Genomic DNA, 24,887 nt, shown 5'->3' on the forward strand with positions numbered 1-24,887 from the left:
CGACTGAATCGTAAAACTATCGGGTACTCAAAATCAGTGGAAATGCATGACAAGATAATCGGCACATTCATCGAACGTGAACATTATCTGCAATGACCTGATCTACATATTGAATACGTGACCAATACATTAATACATTAATACATTAATACATTAATACATTAATACATTAATACATTGATTAGTAATAACAAAACCCCAGAATGAAGAGGGTGAGCAGTTTTGTGAAAAATCTTTTTATTGGGATGTCAGAGAATACTTTTCTCAAAAATATCGACTAATGGTCGAGTATTGCCGTGGTATCCCGCCACATTAGCCGCTAACCATTCCTGAACGCCGATATTTTCGAAAGAGACACCATAGCCACAATTGATAATCATATGCTCGAACAATAGACGCTGAGAACGCCCATTGCCTTCCCGAAACGGGTGAATCACATTCAAATCTGAATAGTATTCAGCTAACTGAGTTATTAGTGCTGGACGTTCAAGGCCTTGTAAAAAATCATCATTGGATAGCTGCGTAAAAATTTTATTGGCTTCAATTTCAATACGGGATACGGTGCAAAAACGTGTTTGACCTTTAGAAATATCGATACGCCGTATTTCTCCTGCCCAATCGAATAAATCTCCGAATATTTTCCCGTGCAGACCACACCAATAATGCAGATCGTAAGGCGGTTCTTCAAATTCAATATCAAGAACGGCCAGCTCGGATAGTTGACGCTCCGCATCGTCGAATTGACTGTCATCGTTGATGCCGAGCTTATTTATTAGAACATCGCTATCAGGGTAGATATAAGGATCTTGCCCTGAGCCGTATTTATCAGACATAACCACCCGCTTTATACATGGCAATCAGGTTTTTTCTCAGCGCTTCCCTTTCCTGTTTGTCAGCGGGAAGTGGCGTATCCTCAACGCTGAATCCTTCAAGACGCATACTGTCCCGATAGTTTTTGAGTTTCACCTGATTGTAGTAATCACGCTTTTCTTCCAGCGTCACCATACGTGGGGATCGCGTTTTGTCTGGCGATGCTTTTGTCGTGATTTTCCGGTGCTGTTTAAATATCGACAAATCGGTATTTTTCAATTTCTCGATCAGCCTTTCCCCGTCGCCAAACACGCCCCATGACGAGATAGACAAGACTTGCCGTTTGCCATTTTTCTCGCGTGATATGCTGATATCCATCGTTGACTGGAGCGTGTTTAATACGTCCTGTACTTTTCTTTCAGAGATGCCTGTAGCGGTGACGATAGAGTGCGTATTAGGGGAATCTTCTTGTACCAGAGCCGCGAGTACCGCCATTTCATAGCGCATGTGCTTTCACCTTTAATCCGCATATATATGCGATAAAGAGTACCACAATTGCAGCTGGCAGTATCTTACCTGCATTGGTGATAAGTGACTTGTCGCCTGTTCACTCACTGTTAACCACTTAACCTGCTAAAAATAAAGATAAAAAATGAAAGGTGAAGAGAGTGAACAGTTTTGTGCAAAATCTTTTTATTTTGGCTACTGATGCTTACATGACGAACGGTACTTTCCCGCCCTCTCCTTTTAACGCTTGCTGTAACGCACTTAAGAGTGCTTTTAATTCGCTGCTTAAATATTGGCTAAAAGCCTCACGCCCTAACGTTCTATCAAATATTGCTTGTGGCAGGAATCGCCGCATTTCAGCGCTAAAGCGACCATCCCCCACAACCTGATCGATGCTCTGTATGCGCTGTGCCAGTAGTTCATCATAATTAGGAATGCGGTAATCCTGTACTTTCTTACGAATCAGATCGATATCATAAGTCGCGTTTTGCTGGATCAGCCACGGCAAGTCCCACACGTCACGATAGCGGGTATATCTGGTAGTGGCGACAAGAGAAACCAGTTTGTCGCACATCACTTCATTCAGCGTTTCACACATGACCAGCGTATCGGAATAACCATCGGGTAAAACCTCATAGTTACGTTTTAGCGTCATCGGCGTTCGGGTATAAGCCGGGATATTGGCGATCTCAATTTTGATCCGTTGCCTTGGCATATCGCGTTTTTCCGGTGCAGTGGTCACGGATACCTGCCATTTGTCGATGCGAACGTCCTCATAACCGGGTTCATTCCGCAATTCATTTGGCTCTTTCACGTTGACCTCAAGGCCGTACCGATTCCCCAGATAATCTTCAATACAGGCTTTCATGTTCTTCAAGTCGGCACCAGAAAACGCAACACCGCCGGCGAAATCCAAATCTTCACTGAAGCGGTTTGCGCCATGGCAAAGCCTCAGCGAGGTTCCGCCTTGAAAAGTAAGCTGCTCCAGCAAGCCTGCATTATCCAAACAATAGAGGATGTCGTAGTGCAAAAGCTCCTTCTCCACCACATTGCGCAAACCTTCAAGCTCGGATGATTCCACCGCTTTGCTGACCAATTCGGCAAAGTTAACTTTCTGATTCATGATGTAGCTCCGATTCGTCAATCAGGTGGGTATTGCGCCCAACGCGGCGTAAATCCCTCACGGCAGTTTTCTTCGTTGCTTGCCGTAACGGGGAATTGCCAAAATAGGTATCCTGCAAAATCTGCTCTGGTGGCCGCTTGGTATGGGTAAATTCAATCACCCCAAAAGGCGTTTTATGTTCTTCGGAACGTCCGGTGGTCATCACCGTGATCCGGTCAATCGGTATTTGAGAAATCACGCCATATTCAGACAAGGCGGATTCGAGGCTAAGATAGTTATATTCACCACGGCGTAGCGCTAACACGATGCGCTCAAGCGTATAGGCATCTTTGCTTTTGGCATGGTTATAAACGTACACACCGCGAATCGCACGGGTAAGAATGCCATCTTTTACTAAACGATTTAGCCCGGCATTAAACGCTCTGGGCGTATCTTCATGGAAAATCTTGGCTAAATCGCGGGAGGTGAAGACATAACGCCCTTGCTTATCGAAAGCATTTAAACGCTCAATAGCAGTGATCCTGTCCATTCATAAGTCCACATGAAAACCACATAATTGTGTTATTCACGTATACTTGAATAGAAGCCATCCGTCAAGTCTACGCCAAAACCACTAAAAAGTGACATTCACGTGTACTTATCAAAAGATTGTCATAGATTGAGGTAACAAAAAGGTGGGATTCATAGGGTGAGAACGTTAGCAAAAACCCCTATCACTTTTCTGCATTGATATACGTTTAGGCCTATGAAAAAAGTCTGAACTCAAACCTAAATATTTAATATCAATTATTTACGTTAATCATTCAGATTCCCCCTGCCCAAATGCCCGAACCATAACAAGCAACCGAGTTGATCCTTTACGCCATCAAGTCATGTAAAATACCAACAAAACACGCTATTGATACAGGTCATGGATAGATGCACCGTCTCTATAAAAAAGCGATAACCTATTTGTTGTCGAAGGATTTTCTCGTTACTCTCCTCGTCTTATCCATCATACTATCTATTTTCTGGTACATGCTTTGGGCTTCGCAGCTGTCACGTCGTACGATACTGATCGAGACATTTCCAGAACTCACTATCTACCTTACGTTTGGGATCGTGTTGGGGCTTATCTTTGCTGGCCGGGCGCTCTACTCTCGATCGGTAAAGAAGAAACTAAAGCACACATTCGAAATGTTTTTCGGAGGCTTCGTGCTGGGGTTTCTTTCCATCGTGAATATTTTTGACGTGTACGTTTATTTGTTCCCCGATGAGGTGATTAGTTACACATCCGACTATAAAATTGTTTTTCCTGGGCCATCCACAGGAAAAAGTAGTCGTTGCGAAGCCGGCATATGGGTTAAAGATGTCCATACTGGGCAATTTAAACAACTATGCACCAACAGAGAAACCCTGTTCAAAAAAAGGCGGCAGGGAATGGATGAGTTATGGATCACCGCGCGAGTCAATAAACTCGGTACGTATATTGTCGATTATCGATTTACCTACAAATAGCACTCACCTTCAAGGTCGCCAATTCCACCGTATTATTGGTACATTTAGTAAGGTTAATAAATTAAAATATCGGAAACTCGCTCAGGTCGATTTTCGGTCTGCAATGAACATCAGCACCCCGCCAAAATGAAATCATCTACTGGAATATATTTCCTGTTTACACGCTTGGACATCACCGATAGCGCAATCTTACATTCCGAAAGCAAATAATAACAATTGGTTATAATTTCAAGTGTAAATTAACGTCAGTTTTTCAAACGTGGGCTGGATGACGATGAGCGATCCAATTTACGTCCTATCACTGGTGATAATACGAATACCGAAATGTTGATATTCATTTTATACGACTAAAAAGAGGTGTTACTGCTATGTTCAGAAAATTATCTCTCCTGAAGATCGTTGTCATTTTTGCTATTTCACCCTTTGCATTTGCCAAATCGGACATACTGCGTATCGGCGTCGATTTAACGTATCCCCCTTTTCAGAGCATGGATAAAAATGGTAATCCATCGGGGTTTGAAATCGAGGTAACCGATGCCATCTGTGAATCGGTAAATGCAAAATGTGACTATATCGTCAACACATTTGATTCTCAGATTGCCGCCCTTCTCGCCAAAAAAATAGACGTCATTGCACCACTTGGCGTGACACGCAAGAGAAAAGAATCGATAGCTTTCAGTGACTATGTTTTCCACGTTCCCACCAAACTTGTCGCAAGGAAAGAATCCAATCTTCTTCCCCAGGCTGAGTTGCTGCGCGGGAAAAATATCGCGGTACAGCAAGGTACCATTCAGGAAGCCTACGCCAATAAATATTGGCTACCTGCCGGGGTGATTGTGAAAAACTATCCCGATCAAGAAGCCATTTATGAGGATTTACAATCAGGAAGAGTGGAAGGCGCACTGTGTCCGTCGGTTGCCGTCGCGTTTGGATTTTTAAAAACCCCACAGGGTAAAGATTTTGAGCTAAAAGGAGCGGAAGTCACCGATGCGGATTTATTTAGCCTCGGTTCTGCATACGGTATACGCAAAGACGATACGGAAACAAAACAGCTCATCAATCAGGGGCTGAAAGATATCGTTCAAAAAGGCATATATGCAAAAATACAGAAACGCTATTTTGGCGATATCGATTTAAGCGTGAAGGAATAATATCAGGCACGGTTTACTGATTATTTTCATGCTCAACGGATCTCCCGGCCCATCATAAGGCCGGGGGTGATTTCGTCGAAATGCCCCGTTTATTGCTGTACTCCGCACCAGTGTCAGCAACAGAATCTTAATGAAAGAGGGCGAGCGCCATTAGCCCCTTTTCTGTTACTATCACGCGTTGGAAAATATCGATATGTATGTGAATATATATCGCATCACATCACCGCTCTCAATCACGCTTTCACAGTGAACTACACGCAGGAGAAATCATGAGCCTTCACCTCTGGCTGGCTTATACAGGCATCATCATCGCCCTGATTGCCATTCCGGGCCCATCAGCCTTGATCAGCATGTCGCACGGTTTACGCTACGGCGCTTCACGCGCAACCGCAACCGTACTCGGCGGCGTCAGCGCGGCAATGATATTGATGTCCTGTTCAGCACTGGGGTTAGGTGCCATTCTCGCTGCGTCAACCACCGCATTCATCGCATTAAAAATTGTTGGTGCGGTTTATCTCATCTGGTTAGGAATCGCGTCATGGCGATCCAAGGATATGAGCACCGCGGAGCAGGACACACAGGAAGCCTCGGCTCCGGGCTGGTTTCCGCTATTTCGCAAAGGCTTTCTGGTCGGGATCAGCAATCCTAAAGATCTGCTGTTTTTCGCCGCGCTCTTCCCCAATTTTATCGATACCAGCGCCCCGCACGCCTTACAGCTCGTCATTCTCGCTGTGACCTGGGCGGTCTTCGATTTCAGCATCATGTTTATCTATGCCTGCACCGGCCGTCGTTTATCGGGCCTTTTCTCCAACCCGCGCCGCATCAAGCTGTTTAACCGCTCGACGGGCGGGATCTTTATTCTGGCAGGCACCACGTTGGCAGCGTCAACACGTTAATTGACTGGCTCCTGCTGCCGTCAGGTCAGCAGGAGCGACACCGTTACGATGCCGTGACAAAATCAGCGATCCCCTTCTCGTCCATCCGATAGCGGACCCACTCATCCTGCGGCTTCGCACCAATGCTCTTATAGAAATCGATCGCGGGTTGGTTCCAGTCCAGCACGCTCCATTCCAGCCGCCCGCACTGTCTTTCCTGTGCAAGACGCGCAACCTGCTTCAGCAGCGCTTTTCCCGCTCCCGCATTACGATACGCCTGCGCAATGTAGAGATCTTCCAGATAGATGCCGTATTTTCCCAGCCAGGTTGAGTAGCTCATGAAGAAAATCGCATAGCCGACAGGCTTGCCATCAATTTCGCAAATCAGCGTTTCAGCCGTCGCGCCCTCACCAAATAACGAGCGCTCAATATCCTCAAGCGAGGCCAGCACTTCGTGGCGCGCTTTCTCGTACACGGCAAGCTCGATAATTAAATCCAGAATCACGCTCGCATCTGATTTCTGCGCGGGGCGGATGGCTATATTCATAAAGGCTGGGTTCATAACGTCTTTCTTCTCCGGTGCTAATTTTCCAGTGCTAACCATGACCAAGGCTTGCCATGCTACCGGATTAAAAATACTGTATGAACTGCATTCTCTACAGCGACTGATGAATATCATGCATCTGGATTTGCGGCGTATCGATTTAAATTTACTGGTGGTATTTAACGGCGTGTACCAGCATCGATCCGTCGCCGCAGCGGCAAAAGAGCTGGCGATGAGCGCATCGGCGGTCAGCCACGCGCTGACGCGCTTGCGCAATACGTTTTCCGATGAGCTATTTTTTCGGGTTGGCAATACCATGCATCCGACCGTAGTGGCGGACGACATCGCGGAGCCGATCGCAGAAAGTCTGGCGCTGCTGACGCAAGGTCTGACGCCGCGTCCACGCTTTAATCCCGCTCGCAGCACGGAAAGTTTCACCTTTTCCATCACCGATTACACTGCGTTTTCGGTGTTTCCTACCCTGATGGCACACATGGAAAAGCTGGCACCCCATATCAAATTCAATCTGGTTTATTCGCCGCAGAAGGTCGCGATTACGGATTTACTGGCAGGGAAAATCGACTTTGCGTTAGGGTTCACCGACATGACGCAATCGGAGAACAGGGAAATTGAGGAGATAGACTGGATTGAAGACAGCTATGTCATCATCACCGCCGCGGATTATCTGTCAGGTAGGGCGCTTACGCTGGATGATTATCTTGATGCCCGGCATCTTGTCGTGACGCCCTGGAATGAGTCCCGCGGGGTGATTGACTACGCGCTAGATAAGCTCAACAAAAAGCGTCATATCGCACTAAAGACGCCATCCATGATGAGTGCGCCGTTTATCATCGCCGATTCAACGCTGATCATGGCATTACCCCGCAACGTCGCGACAATCTTTGCGCAATTCCTGCCGTTGCGGATTCACGCCTTGCCTTTCACCGTGCCACCCTATCGCGTGAAGATATACAGTCATCGCCGCAATAGCCGTTCGGAAGCCAGTCAGTGGATTAAAAACCTGTTACACAGGCTGGTGGCACATCCCATTAGCTAGCCTGATGCACTACCATCTCACACGGCTATAGCCACGTTTTCACCTCAATAACGAACCTAGAGAAACGCCCGTAGAGAGTTATTTTCCCGATAAATAGATCCGCAAGATAACTTGTCATACAGGTAAATCGACAAAAAAACAAATTAATCTATTGATATATAATGGAAAAAAACTCCGAATATCTTCTGCCTCACGCTATTTTCCCTGTCATTTTTTTGTGACCTGTCTAACACATACCAAGAAACGTAACCTTCTTAATAAAATCCGCAATAGTTAATCCCCACCAAGGAGATAACAATAGCCGCGAGCCTGGCAAGAAGTTCCTCAATCATCTTTGGAGTTTCCAATGACCAACAATAATAAGCTGAGCGTTGCGGAGAAAATCGGCTTTGGCATGGGTGATGCCGCCTGTGGCATCGTCTATTCTTCCGTAACCATGTTTCTTACCTACTTTTATACGGATATCTATGGCATCTCCGCCGCGGCGGTGGGGGTTATGTTCCTGGTGACGCGCGTGCTGGACGCCATCGTTGATCCTCTGATTGGCATCATTGCCGACCGTACCAAAACCCGCTGGGGGCATTTCCGTCCGTGGCTGGTCTGGTTTGCCGTCCCCTACGCCGTGATTGCCGTACTGGCCTACACCACGCCGGAACTGAACGGCACAGGTAAACTGGTTTACGCCTACATCACCTACACGCTGCTGATGCTGTTCTACACGTTTATCAACATTCCTTACTGTTCGCTCGGCGGTGTCATCACCAGCGATGAAAAGGACAGAATTTCCGCGCAGTCTTACCGCTTTACCATCTCCTCAATGGCTGGGCTACTCGTATCGGTCGGCACGCTGTGGCTGGTCGACTGGATTGGCGGTACCAACAAGCAATTGGGCTATCAGGGCACGATGATGATCATGGGCTGTCTGGCCGTCGTGATGCTGTTTTTCTGCTTTTTTACCACTCAGGAACGCATCAACCCCGCTGTAGATAAAAATCAGAACGTCTGGGACGATGTCAGAAACCTGCTGAGCAACGATCAGTGGCGCGTAGTGGCCATCATTACGTTCTTTTCCAGCATGGCAGGTGTCATGCGCGGTGCGGCGACGCTGTATTACGCAACCTACCTGATGATCGGGCCAGAGCAGGGCAGCGCCGCCGGAACGGCAATGAAATCCGCCTTTATTACCACCAGCGTCGTCGGCACCATTATTGGTGCAATGATGGCGGGCTACTTTGGCAAGCGCTTCAGCAGCATAAGCCTGTTCAAGAACATTAACCTGCTGCTGGTGTTTGTCGGCGTCATCCTGTTTATGGTGCCGCCACAGTGGCTGGCGGTCGTCTTCCCGCTCTACTTTTTGATCGGCTTCTTCCACCAAATGTATCAACCGTTCAAATGGAACATGATGGCGAATGCCGCCGATTACGGCGAATGGAAAACAGGCCGGAGAATTACTGGTCTGTCATTCTCCGGCAACCTGTTCGCACTGAAACTGGGTATGGCGGTTGCAGGTGCACTGGTCGGCTTTTCACTCGGCTGGTTTGGCTATGTTGCGGGTTCCCCCACACAAACACCGCTCGCCACTGCCGGTATTATCGGCTTGCTGAGCATCGGGCCATCGCTCTCCTATCTGGTTCTGTATTGGCTGGTACGCTTTTACAAGCTGGACGATAAGACGATGGAAAACATTCAGGCTGATTTGGCAAAACGTCACAGCACATCTGACCGCGCGCCGGAAAGCGAGCTTCCTGTCGATCAAGGCCTGACGCCAAAAGGCGCAGCCTGATCGCAAGACCTGCGGGTAGCACGCTGCCCGCCTTTACTATCAGGATTATGATATGAGTACAGCACATTCTCCCTGGAACCCAGATTTGGGCAACGGGCGTTATAAGAATCCGATTTTATGCGCCGACTATTCCGATCCTGACATCGTGCGCGTGGGTGACGACTTTTACATGGTGTCGTCCAGCTTTAACCACCTGCCCGCGCTACCGATCCTGCATTCTCAGGATCTGGTGAACTGGACGCTGATCAACCACGTATTCAGCCGATTCGATCTGCCAGAATACGAACATGTTCAGCCAGGCAAAGGCGTGTGGGCACCCAGCATTCGCTATCATGCCGGAAAATTCTGGGTGTTTTTCAGCACGCCCGATGACGGGATCTTTATGTCGCAGGCTGACGATCCCAAAGGCGAATGGAGCACGCCACATTGTCTGAAACAGGCGAAAGGCTGGATCGATCCCTGCCCGTTCTGGGATGACGACGGCACCGCCTGGTTAATCCACGCCTTCGCCTTCAGCCGCAGCGGTAAGAAACACCTGCTGCAACTGTGCAAGATGGCAGAAGATGGTCTTTCCCTGCTTGATGAAGGAAGGATCGTTGTCGATGGACGGGCAACACAGCCAACCATTGAAGGGCCAAAACTGTATAAGCGCAACGGCTGGTATTACATTTTCGCTCCAGCGGGTGGTGTTCCTACAGGCTGGCAAACCGTGCTGCGCGCACGCTCGCTGGAGGGGCCGTGGCAGAGCCGGATCGTACTGCATCAGGGAAGCACATCGGTTAATGGCCCGCATCAGGGCGGCTGGGTCGAATTAGAGAACGGTGAAAGCTGGTTTGTCCATTTTCAGGATCGCCATTCCTATGGTCGAGTCGTTCATCTACAGCCAATGCGCTGGCAGGACGACTGGCCGCTGATCGGCGAACAGCATAATGCGCAGGGAGTAGGTCAACCCGTGCTGGAAGCAGATAAACCTCACGTGAGTTCCTCCGTTAGTGTGCAGCAGCCCCCCACTTCCGACGATTTCTCTTCGGCTACGCTGGGGCGACAGTGGCAGTGGCAAGCAAACCCTGACGAGCGCTGGCTGGCGCTTATCCATCCGGGGCTTAAGCTGTTCTGTCAGCCGATGCCTACCCGTGGAGGTGAGCCTTCCTGGTATGACGTGCCTAATTTGCTGATGCAAAAATTTCCGGCCGAGGAATTTGAGTTCACCACTCAGCTAACACCCGTTCTGGAACAGGTTGGCGATCGCTGTGGCCTGATTATTTATGGCGAGCGCTTCGCTTTCCTCGGTATTGAGAAAGGCGAGGAAGGTCTTGAATTAGTAACCGGATTCGGCTGGATGAGTGATGCACAGCAGTTGGAGCAACATCAGAGACATCTGGCGGTGTTGCCCGAAAATCAGAACATCACCCTGCGTGTCACCGTGCAGCAGAACGCGATTTGCCAGTTTTCCTGGCGGGGCGATAACGGGGAATATGGTGTGCTGGATGATAGCTTCGCCGCAGGTCCGGGCAAGTGGGTAGGCGCTAAAGTGGGGCTGTACGCGCTGACGACAGCATCAGGAAATAGCGGGAGCCATGCTCGGGTTAAGGCGGTAAAAGTCGCCGCTATCGAGCAATAGCACGATAGCGGCTATAGGAAAATTACGAGTCTGGCTGTCTACTATTATTCGATACTGTTCTGGTATCGAATAGCCCTGGTATTAAATGCCGAGAGCGTCAGCAACCTGCTCACTTTCCGCTTTGGAAAAGCTCGCGTAGGTCAGCGCATCAAGCAATGCGGCGCGATCGATCGTCGGATAAATCTCTGGGCTCTGTAAAAGCTGGCCGATTTCCTGAACGGTGAGTTGGGGATAGATGGCGTGTGATGCAACGGCAATGTCGCGAGCGGCGTAACACAGTTTGCGTAAAATCACCGCAATCTGCTGGTGCGTTATCGCTTCCTGATACACGGTATAAAGCACATCGGCGATTAATGTCGACGTCAAAACCGAAATACGGGACACATCACCGGCTCGCCCACCCAATGCCTGAAGAATATGTTCGACGGCCTGTTCTGGCGTTTTTCCCTGCGCCTGTTGTGAAGCCAGTACGGAAACCAATTTATTTTTTATTTCATCGTTTGCCATCGTTCGGTTCCTTCATACATTGATTACAGATGTTATTTTAGTATAAGCACGCTACCTGTCATGGCTGTAATGAGCAAACAAAATCATGCAGCGATACCCTTCAATGGGTACAAAAAAACATCAATCCGCACCGAGGTGTATAATAACAACGCACATCTTTAGGAAACGCGGGCTGTCCTTCATACGAACACCGCGCGTAGAAGATCGCTTGAAGTATGACGGGGATAAAACATAGTTTGATACAACTCCGCCAACATCGCTCCACCCTCTTTTTTCCTGAAATGCGATAATCCTCCGATAAAAATCGTATTTTCGTTTATGCCTAATCATTTTCATCGCCCGAAAAGACCATGTAAAATGAAAGGCTTAGTGAGCAAGAAGGCTATAAGTCATGATCACCACCGACGGTAACAACGCAGTCGCCTCCGTGGCCTGGCGAACCAATGAAGTCATCGCCATTTATCCCATCACACCCAGTTCCAGCATGGCTGAACACGCGGCCGCCTGGTCGAGCGACGGCGGGCTGAATATATGGGGAGATACGCCCCGCGTTGTTGAAATGCAATCGGAAGGCGGCGCGATCGCTACCGTCCACGGCGCATTGCAGACGGGCACACTCGCCACCACGTTCACCTCATCGCAGGGTCTGCTGCTGATGATCCCCACGCTGTATAAGCTGGCCGGTGAACTAACCCCGTTTGTCCTGCACGTCGCAGCCCGTACGGTTGCGACCCATGCGCTTTCTATCTTCTGCGATCACTCGGATGTCATGGCCGTGCGCCAAACCGGTTGTGCCATGCTGTGCGCCAGTAATGTGCAGGAAGCGCAGGACTTTGCCCTGATTTCGCAAATTGCCAGCCTGAACAGCCGTCTGCCGTTTATCCATTTCTTCGACGGTTTCCGCACTTCACACGAAATTAATAAGATTGAGCCGCTGAGCGATGACGTGATCCGCCAGCTTCTGCCACAGAAATCCATTGATGCACACCGTGAGCGAGCACTCACACCGGAACGTCCGGTGATTCGTGGTACCGCCTCTAACCCGGATACCTTCTTCCAGGCGCGCGAAGCCACCAACCGCTGGTATGACGCGGCTTATGAGCATGTTGAGCAGGCGATGAACGATTTCGCCGCCGCCACAGGACGCCAGTACCAGCCGTTTGAATATTACGGTCACCCGGAAGCGACCAAAATCGTCGTCCTGATGGGATCCGGCGTCGGCACCTGCGAAGAAGTCGTCGATACGCTGTTGATGCGCGGCGAGAAAGTCGGTGTAGTGAAAATCCGCCTGTATCGTCCGTTCTCCGCCAAGCATCTGCTGGCCGTCATTCCGCAAACGGCGAAGAGCATCGCGGTGTTGGATCGCACGAAAGAGCCGGGTGCGCTGGCAGAGCCACTGTATCTCGATGTGATGACCGCGCTGGCAGAGGCGTTCTCTGCTGGTGAGCGTTCACTTATGCCACGCGTGATTGGTGGCCGTTATGGCCTGTCTTCCAAAGAATTTACCCCACAGTGCATACAGGCGATCTTTAATGAGTTAGCACTTGCCAACCCACGACCGCGCTTTACCGTGGGGATTTATGACGATGTCACCAATCTGTCGCTGCCACTGCCGGAACAGCATTTTCCAAGTAGCGCATCACTCGAAGCCCTGTTCTACGGTCTGGGCAGTGATGGCACCGTTTCTGCGACCAAGAATGCCATCAAAATAGTCGGTGAAACCACGCCGATGTTTGTGCAGGGCTACTTTGTCTATGACTCGAAGAAAGCCGGTAGCTTGACCGTTTCCCACATGCGTGTGGGTCCGCACCCGATCAACTCAGCCTACCTGATCGATCAGGCCGATTTCGTTGCCTGTCATCAGTGGCAGTTTATCGACAAGTACAGCATGGTCGAACGACTTAAGCCCGGCGGCGTTTTCCTGATCAACTCGCCGTATACCAGCGACGATCTGTGGCACCGTTTGCCGCAGGAAGTGCAGGCAGGGCTGAACCAGCGCAATGCCCGCGTGTACTGCATTAATGCCGCCAAGATTGCCCGCGAGTGTCATCTGGGTGCGCGTATTAATACCGTCATGCAGATGGCGTTCTTCCATCTGTCACAGATTCTGCCGGCCGATGTGGCGGTGGAAAAACTGCGTACCGCCATCGCCAAGAGCTACGGCAGTAAAGGTCAGGAGCTGGTTGAACGTAACTGGCAGGCGCTGAGTGCCACATTAGAAGCGCTGGCAGAAGTGCCGCGGGAAGCCGTCAACCCAGACAGCCCGCAGCGCCCACCGGTGGTTTCCGACGCCGCGCCCGATTTTGTTAAGACCGTCACGGCAGCGATGCTGGCTGGCCTGGGTGATACGCTGCCCGTCTCCGCCCTGCCACCCGATGGCACCTGGCCAACCGGCACCACCAAGTGGGAAAAACGTAATATCGCGGAAGAGATTCCGCTGTGGCAGCCACAGCTTTGTACACAGTGTAACCACTGCGTCGCTGCCTGCCCGCACTCGGCTATTCGCGCCAAAGTCGTCCAACCCGACGCGATGGAAAATGCACCTGCTTCACTGCAATCGCTGGATGTGAAAGCCCGCGACATGCGCGGCCAGAAATACGTGTTGCAGGTTGCCCCGGAAGACTGCACTGGCTGTAACCTGTGCGTGGAAGTTTGTCCGGCCAAAGACCGTCAGAACCCAGAAATTAAAGCCATCAATATGGAATCCCGTCTGGATAATCTAACGGCGGAGAAAGAGAACTTCGATTTCTTCCTGCAATTGCCGGAAATCGACAAATCCACGCTGGAACGTATTGATATCCGCACTTCTCAGCTGATTTCGCCGCTGTTCGAGTACTCTGGTGCCTGTTCCGGCTGTGGCGAAACGCCGTACATCAAGCTGCTGACGCAGCTCTATGGCGATCGTCTGCTGGTCGCGAATGCAACGGGCTGTTCATCGATTTATGGTGGTAACCTGCCTACCACGCCGTGGACTACGGATGCCAACGGCCGCGGTCCGGCCTGGGCTAACTCGCTGTTCGAGGATAACGCCGAATTCGGTCTGGGCTTCCGCCTGAGCGTCGATCAGCACCGCCAACGTGCCGTGCGCCTGCTCAACAAGCTGGCACCGCAACTGCCGCCAGATCTGGTGAATGCGTTGCAGGAAGAGTCTATTGTGCCCGACCTGCGCCGTCAGCAGATTGAACAGCTACGTGGGTTGCTGGCAACCATCAATGATAATGACGCCAAGGTGCTGGCGAGTGAAGCCGACCACTTTGTCGATAAATCTATCTGGCTTATCGGCGGTGACGGCTGGGCGTACGACATCGGCTACGGCGGACTGGATCACGTCATGAGCCTGAGCGAAAACGTCAACGTGCTGGTGCTGGATACGCAGTGCTACTCCAACACCGGCGGTCAGCAGTCCAAGGCGACGCCGCTGGGCGCGGTCACCAAGTTTGGCGAGAAAGGCAAACGCAAAGCGCGTAAAGATCTCGGCATCAACGTCATGATGTACGGGCACGTGTATGTTGCGCAGATCTCACTGGGCGCACAGCTGAACCAGACAGTGAAAGCGATTCAGGAAGCCGAAGCCTGGCCGGGCCCGTCGCTGATTATCGCGTACAGCCCGTGTGAAGAGCACGGCTACGATCTGGCATTCAGCCACGATCAGATGCGTCAATTGACGGCAACGGGCTTCTGGCCGCTCTACCGCTTCGACCCACGTCGCGCCGAAGAAGGGAAAGCCGCGCTGGTCACCGATTCTCGTCCGCCATCAAGCAACCTGAGCGAAACGCTAATGAAAGAGCAACGCTTCCGCCGCCTGAATAGCATGATGCCGGAAGAAACCGCGCAGCTCTATGAAGAAGCGGAGCTAGATCTGCGTCGCCGCTTTGACTTCCTGACGATGATGGCAGGCAAGGCGGAGAAAAACCCACAGGAATAATCGTTCCCCCCAACCGGCTTCGGCCGGTTTTTTTATGCCGTACCATCCTTACAGGCTGTTACGTTTGCCCCCTGTCAAAACGGGGTTGAATACAGAAGAATCCAGCGCGGATAGTCCAGTTTGTCAGGCACGGTAAAGAGGGGCTGACAAGACGCAAGTTACCTTATATTTTATGAGATTATTCGCTCGTTACGGTGTCAAACCGCTCTCAACGTCGCAGAGGACGAAACATGAAAGGAAAGTTCGCACCATCGCAGATTGCATTGCACTGGCTGGTTTTTCTGTTGCTCGTTGTGACTTATGCCACCATCGAGCTACGCGGATTTGCTGAACGCGGTTCGCTGCTGCGCACCGTGATGATGGTGACGCACTTTAGCTGCGGCGTAGCCATACTGGTTCTGATGCTGGCTCGCCTGTTCTTGCGCCATCGACATACTTCTCCGGCCATTACGCCAGCGCCATCTCGTTGGCAAAGTGCGCTGGGTTCGCTTACCCACGCCGTTATTTACCTGCTGTTTATCACGCTGCCGATACTGGGCGTTGCCTCGCGCTATTACAGCGGTCGGGACTGGATGCTTTTTGGTATCGGCATGCCAACCGCCGCGACACCAAATTTCGACCTGGCTGAAACGCTGATCGGCTGGCATGAAACACTGGCACCGTTAGGATACTGGCTCATTGCCCTGCATACTGCCGCAGCCCTGTTCCACCACTATGTTATGAAAGACAACACGCTGCTGCGCATGATGCCAGCCAAGCGCGATTAATCGGGCCACAAAGGAGCAAGCATGAAAGTCGCACTGGGGCAATTCGCCGTTGACCGCGAGTGGCAGCAAAACGCCACAACCATCACTGAGTTCATGTCGGCGGCACAGCAAAACGGTGCCGACCTGCTGGTGCTGCCCGAAGGCGTGCTGGCTCGCGATATCACCAATCCCAACATGGTGCTCACGGCTGCTCAACCGCTTGATGGCCCGTTTATCTCGCATCTGCTGGAAGCCAGTAAAGGCAGCAATCTGACGATCATGCTGTGTGTGCATATCCCGAATGGCGAAGGGAAAGTCTGGAACACGCTGCTGGCACTGCGTAACGGCGGGATCGTTGCGCAATACCGGAAGCTGCATCTATACGATGCGTTTTCTGTACAGGAATCGGAAAACGTACTGCCAGGCGAAGACGTCCCGCCGCTGTTGACCATCGCCGGGTTGAATGTCGGACTGATGACCTGCTATGACATCCGCTTCCCTGAGCTTGCTCGTCGCTTGGTGCTGGACGGCGCAGACGTACTCGTTCTTCCCTCCGCCTGGATTAAGGGGCCGCTGAAAGAAGCGCATTGGGAATTATTGGTGCGCGCCAGAGCACTGGAAAACACGACCTATCTCGTCGCCGTTGGCGAGTGTGGCGTCAAGAATATCGGCAACAGCATGGTGGTCGATCCTTTAGGCGTTGTCGTGGTTCAGGCGCCGGAAGCACCGGCTCTCATCTATGCCGACATTGACCCAGAACGACTGGCGTATGCCCGTCAGATTCTCCCAGTACTGGCTAATCGCCGCTTTCAAAAACCCACGTTAGACGGGGAAAATTGAGTCGTGGTTCACTCTACGCTGCTTTCTTTCTCATTCGTGCGCCAAAAAGTGTGATTAGTTACACATGTTGTTTCCCTCAGAGGCCATTCTGCACATATAATGCGCATCCGGTCGTCATGGCGACCCTAGCAGACCAGCCTCCTGATTCGGGGGGTGCATTTACCACTCAAATAAAGAAACGAAAATGAGTATTCGCGCGATCTTTACTTTAGTTCTTGCAGCCGCCGCATTCAGTCAGGCCGCTTTTGCCGTTGTTTATCCTCTGCCTGCGGCTAACAGCCGACTGGTAGGCGAGAATATCGAAATCACCGTACCGGAAGATAGCACACAGCCGTTGGAACATTTTGCAGCACAGTTCCAAATGGGCCTGAGCAACATGATGGAAGCCAACCCAGATGCGGACGTTTACCTGCCGATTCCCGGCAGCAAAATGGTCATTCCTCATCAGTTGATTCTGCCAGATGCACCGCGTGAAGGCATTGTCATCAACAGCGCAGAAATGCGTCTGTACTACTATCCGAAAGGCTCCAAGACCGTGGTCGTGCTGCCAATCGGCATTGGTGAGTTAGGTAAAGATACGCCGATTAACTGGACAACGTCTGTTCAGCGTAAGAAAGCGGGCCCAACCTGGACGCCAACCGCGAAGATGCACGCAGAATATGCAGCACGCGGTGAAACCCTGCAAAAAGTTTTCCCGGCTGGCCCAGATAACCCAATGGGGCTGTATGCCCTGTACATCGGTAACCTGTACGCGATCCACGGCACCAACGCCAACTTCGGTATTGGTCTGCGCGTAAGCCACGGCTGCGTCCGTCTGCGTGCCGATGATATCAAGTACCTGTTCAACAACGTTCCGGTCGGTACTCGCGTTCAGTTCATCAATGAGCCAGTAAAAGCCACCGTTGAGCCAGATGGCTCACGCTATGTTGAAGTTCACAATCCGCTGTCTCGCACGGTAGAAGAATTCCATTCTGATTCTCCGGCACCGATCAGCATGACGCCAAAAGTGAGCAAGGTTCTGGCCGACGCCAGCGTGAACACCAGCGAAGTCGATCAGGTAATCCAGAGACGTTCTGGTATGCCGACCAAAATCAATGGTCTGATCGAACAAGCCACGCCAGCCATTCCGGTTGAATCTGTTGCGGCACCTGTTGCACCAGAAGCACAGCCGCAAGATAGCCTCAATGCCGTGCAAAATGCCGCACCGGCTGAAGTACAGACGACGACCGCAGCTGACGCTAACCGTTCGTAATCGCGATGACGCGTTGGAAACTCATTCAGGTTTCCAACGCGTTTCTCTACTATCCCTACCGTTTACTTTTTCTGTGAGGCTTCCAGCGCCTGCGCCACATCAGCGATGATGTCGTCAATGTGCTCAATGCCGACCGAAATTCTGACCAGATCCTCACTCACTCCTGCTTTAGCCAGCTCTTCCGCATTCAACTGCCGATGCGTGGTACTTGCCGGATGACACGCAAGCGATTTGGCATCGCCAATATTCACCAGTCGTAAAATCATCTTCAGCGCATCAATAAAATGTCCCCCTGATGCTTTCCCGCCTTTAATGCCAAAGCTGATAATCCCAGACGCCTTACCCGAGGTAATTTTTTCGCAGTTTGCTTTATAAGGGCTATCCGGCAACGCGCCATAGTTCACCCAGGTAACCAGCGGATGTTGATTCAGGTAGCCCGCCAGCGCTTCCGCATTGCTGCAATGGCGTTCGATGCGCAGGCTGAGAGTTTCCAGCCCCTGCAACAGCAAGAACGTGCTATGAGGAGGAAGCGCCGCACCGGTATTGCGCAGCGGCACCACGCGGCAGCGCCCAATATAGGCCGCCGGACCGAAAGCGTCGGTATACACCACGCCGTGGTAAGACGGATCGGGCTCATTCAGTAACGGGAAACGCGCTTTGTTCGCGACCCAGTCGAACTTGCCGGAATCGATAATCGCACCGCCGATTGTGGTGCCATGACCGCCGATGTATTTGGTCAGTGAATGGACGACGATATCTGCGCCGTGCTCAAAAGGCCGGCACAGCACGGGCGTCGCCACTGTGTTATCAACAATCACTGGGACGCCGTGACGATGCGCAATCTCCGCGATTTTGGCAATATCGACGATATTTCCCGCCGGATTCCCGATAGATTCACAAAAAACAGCGCGGGTGCGCTCATCAATCAGCGATTCCAGCGTCGTAAAATCATCAAAAGAGGCCATTCGTACTTCAACCCCCTGACGCGGCAGAGTGTGGGCAAACAGGTTATAGGTGCCGCCATACAGTTGGCTGGTGCTGACGATATTGTCCCCAACCTGCGTGAGCGCCTGAAGCGAATAAGTAATTGCAGCCATACCAGATGAAAGCACCAACGCGCCAATGCCGCCCTCAATGGCCGCCAGCCGCTGTTCCAGCACCGCATTCGTCGGGTTCATGATACGGCTATAGATATTGCCCGCCACCTTCAGATCAAACAGATCGGCGCCGTGCTGCGTGTCGTCAAATGTGTAAGAGGTCGTCTGGTAAATCGGCACGGCTGCGGACTTCGTTGTCGCTTCAGATTCATAACCATGATGTAGCGCGAGGGATTCAAGTTTCATCTTACGGGCCTTTTTGTTGATCGTTGGAGTGAGGAAAATATCCAGACAAAATAGCAGACAGCGATCGGGAAACGCACTTGATGATGTAGAAGAAATGGAGATAAGTTAGTAAAAACAAGACTAAATTTCAGCGTTACATTATTACGCTGAAGCCTCCTCACAAAACCGAGCTCCACCGCTGAACCGAATCTGAAAAAGCGATAAAATTTGCGCAGAGAAAAAAACGTGCGCACCGTAACCTATCTGCGCGTCACGTATTGCACCGCCTGCAAATCACAGCTACTTTTAACGTTATAAATCCCCCCACCCGAAGCGCAATAAATGACTGATAAAATAAAAAATATCGCTACCTGCGAATTGCCTGCTAGCGTCCAATTCCCCCACTACGATCGTAAGGCGCTGAAGCCACGCATCGTCCATATCGGTTTTGGTGCTTTCCATCGCGCGCATCAGGCACTGCTCACCGATCGCGTACTGAATATGGTGGGAGGAGACTGGGGTATTTGTGAAGTCGTGCTGTTCAGCGACGACACCATGATCACGGCGCTGCGCCAACAGGATCATCTGTTTACCGTGTTGGAAAAAGCGGCGACGGAAAATCAGCCAATTGTTGTCGGTGCCGTGTGTGAATCGTTACATGCCAAAGTAGAAGGCATTGGCGCTATTATTGAGAAACTCGCCGCGCCCGAAACCGCCATCGTTTCCCTGACGATTACCGAAAAAGGCTATTGCATGGACGGGACGAGCGGCAAGCTGGATCGGACCAACAAGCTGATTCAGCAGGATCTCATCGATCCTCGTCATCCAGCCTCAGTGCCGGGGTTGCTGGCGGAAGCGCTGCGCTTGCGCCACGAACGCGGGATTGCGCCGTTCACCATCCTCTCATGCGATAACGTGCCGGAAAATGGCAAAACGGCCAAAGCCGCCGTGCTGGAATCGGCTGGGCTCAACGATCAGAGCTTGATCGATTGGATCGAGGCTAAAGTTTCTTTCCCGAATACGATGGTGGATCGCATTGTCCCTGCTGCGACGCCAGAAGCGTTGCAGGAAATTGCCGATCACCTTGGCGTCGCCGATCCCTGTGCGATAGCCTGTGAGCCCTTTATTCAATGGGTGATCGAAGATCATTTCACTGCCGGGCGTCCTGAGTGGGAAAAAACGGGCGTGCAACTGGTGCATGACGTACTGCCGTTTGAAGAAATGAAACTGCGTATGCTGAACGGCAGCCACTCGTTTTTAGCCTATCTGGGCTATCTTGCCGGTTATGATCACGTCAGCGACTGTATGAATGACGAGAACTATCGCCGCGCCGTGTCTCATCTCATGCTGCTGGAGCAGGCACCGACGCTCAGCGTGGTGGATATCGACCTGAAAGATTATGCCGTTCAGCTGCTTACTCGTTTTTCCAACCCCGCGCTCAAGCATCGAACCTGGCAAATCGCGATGGATGGTTCACAAAAGCTGCCCCAGCGCATGCTGGAATCGCTTCGCTGGCACGTGCGTAATGGAGGGGACTATCGCTGTCTGGCATTAGGCATCGCTGGCTGGATGCGTTATGTCAGCGGAAAAGATGATGCGGGCAACCCTATCGAGATCCGCGATCCGCTGGCTGATAAACTCAGACAGGTCGTTGCGGAAACGTCAGATAGCGCAGAGCGAGTCAGCGCGTTTCTCAATATTCGTTCTATTTTCGGCGAGGATCTATCAGCAAACCACGATGTCTTCAACGCTATCGCACAGGCTTATCTGAAGCTGCGCGATCACGGCGCAAAGAACACCATGGCCGCACTGGTACAAGACTTTAAATAACGATAAATCCAAGCAGCGCAAGGTATAACGCACTCTGGACACCCAGCACCAGAGTGCGACTTTTCCCCTTTGTTTCATCCAGCCACGGCAGCGATGACCAGCTCATTCCCCCACCGATGACCGCGATCACTAACATCGCCACGGCAACCAACCAGACAAGCTTGTCCAACAGCGAATTGGGAAACAGAATTTGTAGTGCGGAAACGATGAGAAACAGCGTAACGCAACGCAATACCCCGACCAAAATACCTGCACGATCTCTCAGCCCACGCGGAGCGGACGAAGGCAACCACGCCTGAAAAGCAAACAACCCAACCACAGCAATAAAAATCACATAAATAATGGCATAGACCAGCAAATGACTCACGTTACGGCTCCTGATGAGGGAATACGATAAAGTAAACTGGGCGGGATGATGACGACATTTCCTCTCTGCGGTCAATGCGTTATTTCACATCACGCTATCGATTTGTGGGGTAGCGCCCACTATCACTTCCTCGCCAATCTGCACGCGCGCCGCTTTTCCGTAATAAATCTACATATCTTGTAAATTAAGAACACAAATGCACGATCAAAAAATTATAAAAAGCAAATTAAAATATCTTATTTCATGATCTGTCTGACAGATCGTCATTAAAAGCGCGCTAAAGCGTGATCGTCAGTTTACTTTCTTTTCAATAGAGCAAATGATAAAGAAATGATAGTTCAATAGAACTGAAATATTGTTTCATCTTTGTAATTAGGCTGATCATGAATAAACCAATCTCTTTTAAACACACGTTCTGCTACGGCAGCGCGAACCTGCTTGGCAGTGGCGCGCTTGCTATCAGCGGCGCATGGCTGATGTACTTTTACACCACATTCTGTGGGTTAACATTGGTTCAGGCTGCTGCTATCTTCTCCGTTGCCAGCATCATCGATGCGATCAGTAACCCCATCATGGGATACATCAGCGATAACTTCTACAACACCCGAGTGGGTCGCCGATTTGGCCGCCGCCGCTTCTTTATTTTGCTGGGTGTCCCGCTGGTTCTGGTCTACCCCATGCTATGGGTTGAAGGCTTTGGCTTCTGGTACTATCTGGCGACGTACGTGCTGTTCGAGCTGATTTACACCTCGATCATGGTGCCGTATGAGACGCTGGCTACCGAGATGACCTCTGACTTTAAACTGCGCTCTAAGCTGACAGGTTCTAAAGCCATTTTCGGTAAAATCGCCAACTTCCTGGCAGCGTTCATTCCTGGGCAGTTTATTGCCATCTACGGTAAAGATTCAGCAACACCATTCTTCTACACCGGTCTGGTCTACGGTGCCATTATGTGTGCGGCGATGATCGCGCTGTATATGACATCCTGGGAACGTCCGGTCAATGAAATCGTCCGTGAAAGTACGTCCAGCCTGTGGCAAGCGATGAAAAAGCTGAGCGTGGATATGGTTTCCACCTTCCGTCTGCGTATTTTCCGCAAACATCTGGGGATGTACCTGTTTGGCTTCGGCGCTGAGTGGCTTTTCGCTTCCGCGTTCACCTACTTCATCGTCTTTGGTCTGAAGCAGAATACGGCGCTGGTATCACACCTCAATAGCTTCAGCTCGATTATGCAGCTCATTTCTACCGCAGCCTTCATCGGTATCTGCGTCAAAATGGGCTTTGCGCGACCATTCCGTTTGGCTCTGATGGTGGTGATTGTCAGCGTGATCGCGTATGCCGCGCTCTATTTCGCTAACTGGTCAGAAGACATGACCATCTTTGTTCTGTTCGCGATTACCGCCGTATTTGGCCTGAGCACGGGGGGGATCTACTACATTCCCTGGACGGTGTATACCTTCCTGGCCGATGTGGATGAAGTTCTGACTGGGCGTCGTCGTGAAGGGATTTACGCTGGTGCCATGACGTTTGCCGGTAAAATGGTTCGCTCTGTGATTGTCTTCGCGATGGGCTGGACGCTGAGCCAATTCGGCTTTGTCTCCGGGCAGTCAGTGCAGCCGGAAACTGCCGTACAGGCGATTGTTGGCGTGTTCTCGCTGGGTGTTATCGGTCTTGCGCTGGTTGCGATTTACTACACCACGCAGATGAAGCTGGATCGTAAAAACCACGCCATTCTGTTGGAAGAGATTGCACGTATCAAAGCGGGCGGCGCGATTGCCGATGTCCCACCTCATGCTCGTGCTGTCGCAGAAGAGCTGACAGGTTGGGAGTATGAGAAGTGCTGGGGTAACAATCCATTAGGCGTTCAGTCAGAAGAGGCTAAACCGCAGGTTGCTACTGCACAGCATTAATTGAAGACGTTCGTTTATACAGACGTTTATTGAAGACAGGTATCAGGTAAAAACAATCAGCCCAATCTCGTATTGGGCTGATTCATTTAGCGCACCGTGTCTTGATTAACCAATCGGGCAGGATTAAATCAACGCAGCTTCTTTCAATTCACTTTTCAGATAAGCGTAATATATCGGGGCTGCAATCACACCGGACAAGCCAAACGCCGCTTCAAACACCAACATCGCCAGCAGGATTTCCCACGCGTGCGCTTTGATCCTCGTCCCAACGATTTGGGCATTCAGGAAGTACTCGAACTTGTGAATCAGCATCAAATACACCAGCGCGACCAGCGCAATAGGCAATGAAAGCGATAAGCCAGACAGGAAAACGATCGAATTGGAGATCAGGTTACCAATCACGGGTAGCAGGCCGAAAACGAAGGTAAGCACCACCAGCGTTTTGGCAAACGGCAGATGGACGCCACACAGCGGCAGAGCGCCAAGAATGAAAATGGCAGACAGCACCGTGTTAACCGCAGAGATTTTCACCTGAGCGAAAACGATGTTGCGGAACGAGGCCGACAGCAGCGAAACCCGACGGAGTAACTCCGCTTTGAGTAACGGTTTTTCCGTATCTTTATCGACGTTATAAAGCGAGACAATCGCGCCAAGCACCATACCAATCAGCATCGTCACAAAGCCATGTAGAAAACTTTTCCCCATATTCTGCAACATCACAATATGCGCCTGAACCCATTGCAGCAGCTCGTGCTGGAGCTCTTCAATACTGACTGGCAGATACCCCGGTAAGTAATGGACGATCTGCTGCTGAATATCATTGAGGATATAGCCAATGCGCACATTGAAGGCCGCTGTATCCTTCATTTCCTGCATCAACAGCCCGACCAGGCTGCCAAACAACAGGCTCAACAGGCTGACGACCAACGTGCTGATCACCGCGACCACAATCCAGCGGGCGCGCTTACCGCTGATGACCCGTTGAAAATAGGGCGTCAGTAAATTCACAATTTCATACACCAAAAAACCGGCGATAAAGCAGGCCAGCAGGCGTAAAGGCAGCAAGATAAGCAGGCCACCCATAATAAAGAAAAAGCTCAACAGGCGAGCTTGTTTCAGATTCAGTAACTGCATGATGACATCCCGTATGAAGAGGCAACACCGAGGGTACTCTTTGTGGAGTATGTTACGCCTTTTTCAGTACCAACAGATTGATATAT

General features: G+C 51.0%; 22 protein-coding genes. 13 read left to right on the forward strand and 9 right to left on the reverse strand.

All coding sequences use genetic code 11. From position 1 onward, the window contains the following. Positions 1–96: IS1 family transposase (locus Q3A88_RS06405; protein ID WP_317177658.1), on the forward strand; the 96-nt coding region annotated here is incomplete at its 5' end. A 152-nt stretch (positions 97–248) separates the two neighbouring features. Here the strand turns inward: Q3A88_RS06405 and Q3A88_RS06410 are convergent. The 4 genes from Q3A88_RS06410 to abiEi form a co-directional block, all read right to left on the reverse strand. Then, complete coding sequence (locus Q3A88_RS06410) at positions 249–833, reverse strand: putative adenosine monophosphate-protein transferase Fic (RefSeq protein WP_317177605.1); 585 nt, start codon at positions 831–833, stop codon at positions 249–251. After that, complete coding sequence (locus Q3A88_RS06415) at positions 826–1,317, reverse strand: YhfG family protein (RefSeq protein ID WP_317177606.1); 492 nt, start codon at positions 1,315–1,317, stop codon at positions 826–828. The genes Q3A88_RS06410 and Q3A88_RS06415 overlap by 8 nt, the downstream gene beginning before the upstream one ends. Before the next feature lie 205 nt (positions 1,318–1,522). Further along, the gene (locus Q3A88_RS06420; protein WP_317177607.1) at positions 1,523–2,440 is read right to left on the reverse strand and encodes a nucleotidyl transferase AbiEii/AbiGii toxin family protein; all 918 of its coding nucleotides are present in this window, start codon (positions 2,438–2,440) and stop codon (positions 1,523–1,525) included. Further along, positions 2,424–2,969 carry a type IV toxin-antitoxin system AbiEi family antitoxin gene (abiEi, locus tag Q3A88_RS06425; RefSeq protein WP_039533896.1) on the reverse strand — a complete coding sequence of 182 codons (546 nt, stop codon included), beginning with the start codon at positions 2,967–2,969 and terminating at the stop codon, positions 2,424–2,426. The genes Q3A88_RS06420 and abiEi overlap by 17 nt, the downstream gene beginning before the upstream one ends. A gap of 389 nt (positions 2,970–3,358) precedes the next feature. Between abiEi and Q3A88_RS06430 the strand changes: the two genes are divergently transcribed. The 3 genes from Q3A88_RS06430 (at position 3,359) to Q3A88_RS06440 (ending at position 5,984) form a co-directional block, all read left to right on the forward strand. Continuing rightward, entirely contained in the window at positions 3,359–3,937 is a 579-nt protein-coding gene (locus tag Q3A88_RS06430; RefSeq protein WP_317177608.1) for a hypothetical protein, read from the forward strand. A gap of 368 nt (positions 3,938–4,305) precedes the next feature. After that, on the forward strand, positions 4,306–5,088 hold the full coding sequence (locus tag Q3A88_RS06435) for a transporter substrate-binding domain-containing protein (protein ID WP_317177609.1): 783 nt from the start codon (positions 4,306–4,308) through the stop codon (positions 5,086–5,088). A gap of 269 nt (positions 5,089–5,357) precedes the next feature. Further along, positions 5,358–5,984 carry a LysE family translocator gene (locus tag Q3A88_RS06440; protein WP_110163750.1) on the forward strand — a complete coding sequence of 209 codons (627 nt, stop codon included), beginning with the start codon at positions 5,358–5,360 and terminating at the stop codon, positions 5,982–5,984. Between the two features lie 43 nt (positions 5,985–6,027). Here Q3A88_RS06440 and Q3A88_RS06445 read toward each other — a convergent pair whose 3' ends face one another. After that, positions 6,028–6,510 (reverse strand): GNAT family N-acetyltransferase, encoded by a 483-nt coding sequence (locus Q3A88_RS06445; RefSeq protein WP_039274311.1) that lies wholly within the window; start codon positions 6,508–6,510, stop codon positions 6,028–6,030. Between the two features lie 121 nt (positions 6,511–6,631). Here Q3A88_RS06445 and Q3A88_RS06450 point away from each other — a divergent pair, with 121 nt between their 5' ends. The 3 genes from Q3A88_RS06450 (at position 6,632) to Q3A88_RS06460 (ending at position 10,968) form a co-directional block, all read left to right on the forward strand. Beyond that, positions 6,632–7,564, forward strand: coding sequence for a LysR substrate-binding domain-containing protein (locus Q3A88_RS06450; RefSeq protein ID WP_110163751.1), 933 nt, complete (start codon positions 6,632–6,634; stop codon positions 7,562–7,564). 346 nt (positions 7,565–7,910) lie between these two features. Beyond that, complete coding sequence (locus Q3A88_RS06455) at positions 7,911–9,347, forward strand: glycoside-pentoside-hexuronide (GPH):cation symporter (protein WP_110163752.1); 1,437 nt, start codon at positions 7,911–7,913, stop codon at positions 9,345–9,347. 52 nt (positions 9,348–9,399) lie between these two features. Then, the gene (locus tag Q3A88_RS06460) at positions 9,400–10,968 is read left to right on the forward strand and encodes a glycoside hydrolase 43 family protein (RefSeq protein WP_110163753.1); all 1,569 of its coding nucleotides are present in this window, start codon (positions 9,400–9,402) and stop codon (positions 10,966–10,968) included. 81 nt (positions 10,969–11,049) lie between these two features. Here Q3A88_RS06460 and Q3A88_RS06465 read toward each other — a convergent pair whose 3' ends face one another. Then, a complete protein-coding gene (locus tag Q3A88_RS06465) occupies positions 11,050–11,475 on the reverse strand; it encodes a hypothetical protein (protein WP_040032723.1) in 426 nt (141 codons plus the stop codon). A 391-nt stretch (positions 11,476–11,866) separates the two neighbouring features. On the opposite strand from Q3A88_RS06465, the gene nifJ reads away from it, so the two are divergent. From nifJ to Q3A88_RS06485, 4 genes are all read left to right on the forward strand, one after another. After that, positions 11,867–15,400: a pyruvate:ferredoxin (flavodoxin) oxidoreductase gene (nifJ, locus tag Q3A88_RS06470; RefSeq protein ID WP_317177610.1), complete on the forward strand. Its 3,534-nt coding sequence runs from the start codon at positions 11,867–11,869 to the stop codon at positions 15,398–15,400. Positions 15,401–15,630: 230 nt separating this feature from the next. Further along, entirely contained in the window at positions 15,631–16,167 is a 537-nt protein-coding gene (cybB, locus tag Q3A88_RS06475; RefSeq protein ID WP_039470919.1) for a cytochrome b561, read from the forward strand. Between the two features lie 21 nt (positions 16,168–16,188). Continuing rightward, on the forward strand, positions 16,189–16,986 hold the full coding sequence (locus tag Q3A88_RS06480; protein ID WP_110163755.1) for a deaminated glutathione amidase: 798 nt from the start codon (positions 16,189–16,191) through the stop codon (positions 16,984–16,986). A 184-nt stretch (positions 16,987–17,170) separates the two neighbouring features. After that, positions 17,171–18,238 carry a L,D-transpeptidase family protein gene (locus tag Q3A88_RS06485; protein ID WP_110163756.1) on the forward strand — a complete coding sequence of 356 codons (1,068 nt, stop codon included), beginning with the start codon at positions 17,171–17,173 and terminating at the stop codon, positions 18,236–18,238. Between the two features lie 62 nt (positions 18,239–18,300). Here the strand turns inward: Q3A88_RS06485 and Q3A88_RS06490 are convergent, their stop codons facing one another. Further along, positions 18,301–19,581 carry an O-acetylhomoserine aminocarboxypropyltransferase/cysteine synthase family protein gene (locus Q3A88_RS06490; RefSeq protein ID WP_317177611.1) on the reverse strand — a complete coding sequence of 427 codons (1,281 nt, stop codon included), beginning with the start codon at positions 19,579–19,581 and terminating at the stop codon, positions 18,301–18,303. Positions 19,582–19,902: 321 nt separating this feature from the next. Between Q3A88_RS06490 and Q3A88_RS06495 the strand changes: the two genes are divergently transcribed. Further along, positions 19,903–21,390 carry a mannitol dehydrogenase family protein gene (locus Q3A88_RS06495; RefSeq protein WP_110163758.1) on the forward strand — a complete coding sequence of 496 codons (1,488 nt, stop codon included), beginning with the start codon at positions 19,903–19,905 and terminating at the stop codon, positions 21,388–21,390. Here the strand turns inward: Q3A88_RS06495 and Q3A88_RS06500 are convergent. Next, positions 21,383–21,757 carry a hypothetical protein gene (locus Q3A88_RS06500; RefSeq protein WP_014914225.1) on the reverse strand — a complete coding sequence of 125 codons (375 nt, stop codon included), beginning with the start codon at positions 21,755–21,757 and terminating at the stop codon, positions 21,383–21,385. The two genes, Q3A88_RS06495 and Q3A88_RS06500, sit on opposite strands and share 8 nt — an antisense overlap. A gap of 383 nt (positions 21,758–22,140) precedes the next feature. Between Q3A88_RS06500 and Q3A88_RS06505 the strand changes: the two genes are divergently transcribed. Further along, positions 22,141–23,667, forward strand: coding sequence for an MFS transporter (locus Q3A88_RS06505; RefSeq protein WP_317177612.1), 1,527 nt, complete (start codon positions 22,141–22,143; stop codon positions 23,665–23,667). Positions 23,668–23,790: 123 nt separating this feature from the next. Here the strand turns inward: Q3A88_RS06505 and Q3A88_RS06510 are convergent, their stop codons facing one another. After that, on the reverse strand, positions 23,791–24,801 hold the full coding sequence (locus tag Q3A88_RS06510; RefSeq protein ID WP_039274271.1) for an AI-2E family transporter: 1,011 nt from the start codon (positions 24,799–24,801) through the stop codon (positions 23,791–23,793). Positions 24,802–24,887 lie beyond the last annotated feature (86 nt).

Origin of the sequence: Pectobacterium sp. HCp5_1, assembly GCF_032905925.1 — a bacterium.
Lineage (GTDB): Bacteria > Pseudomonadota > Gammaproteobacteria > Enterobacterales > Enterobacteriaceae > Pectobacterium > Pectobacterium brasiliense_A.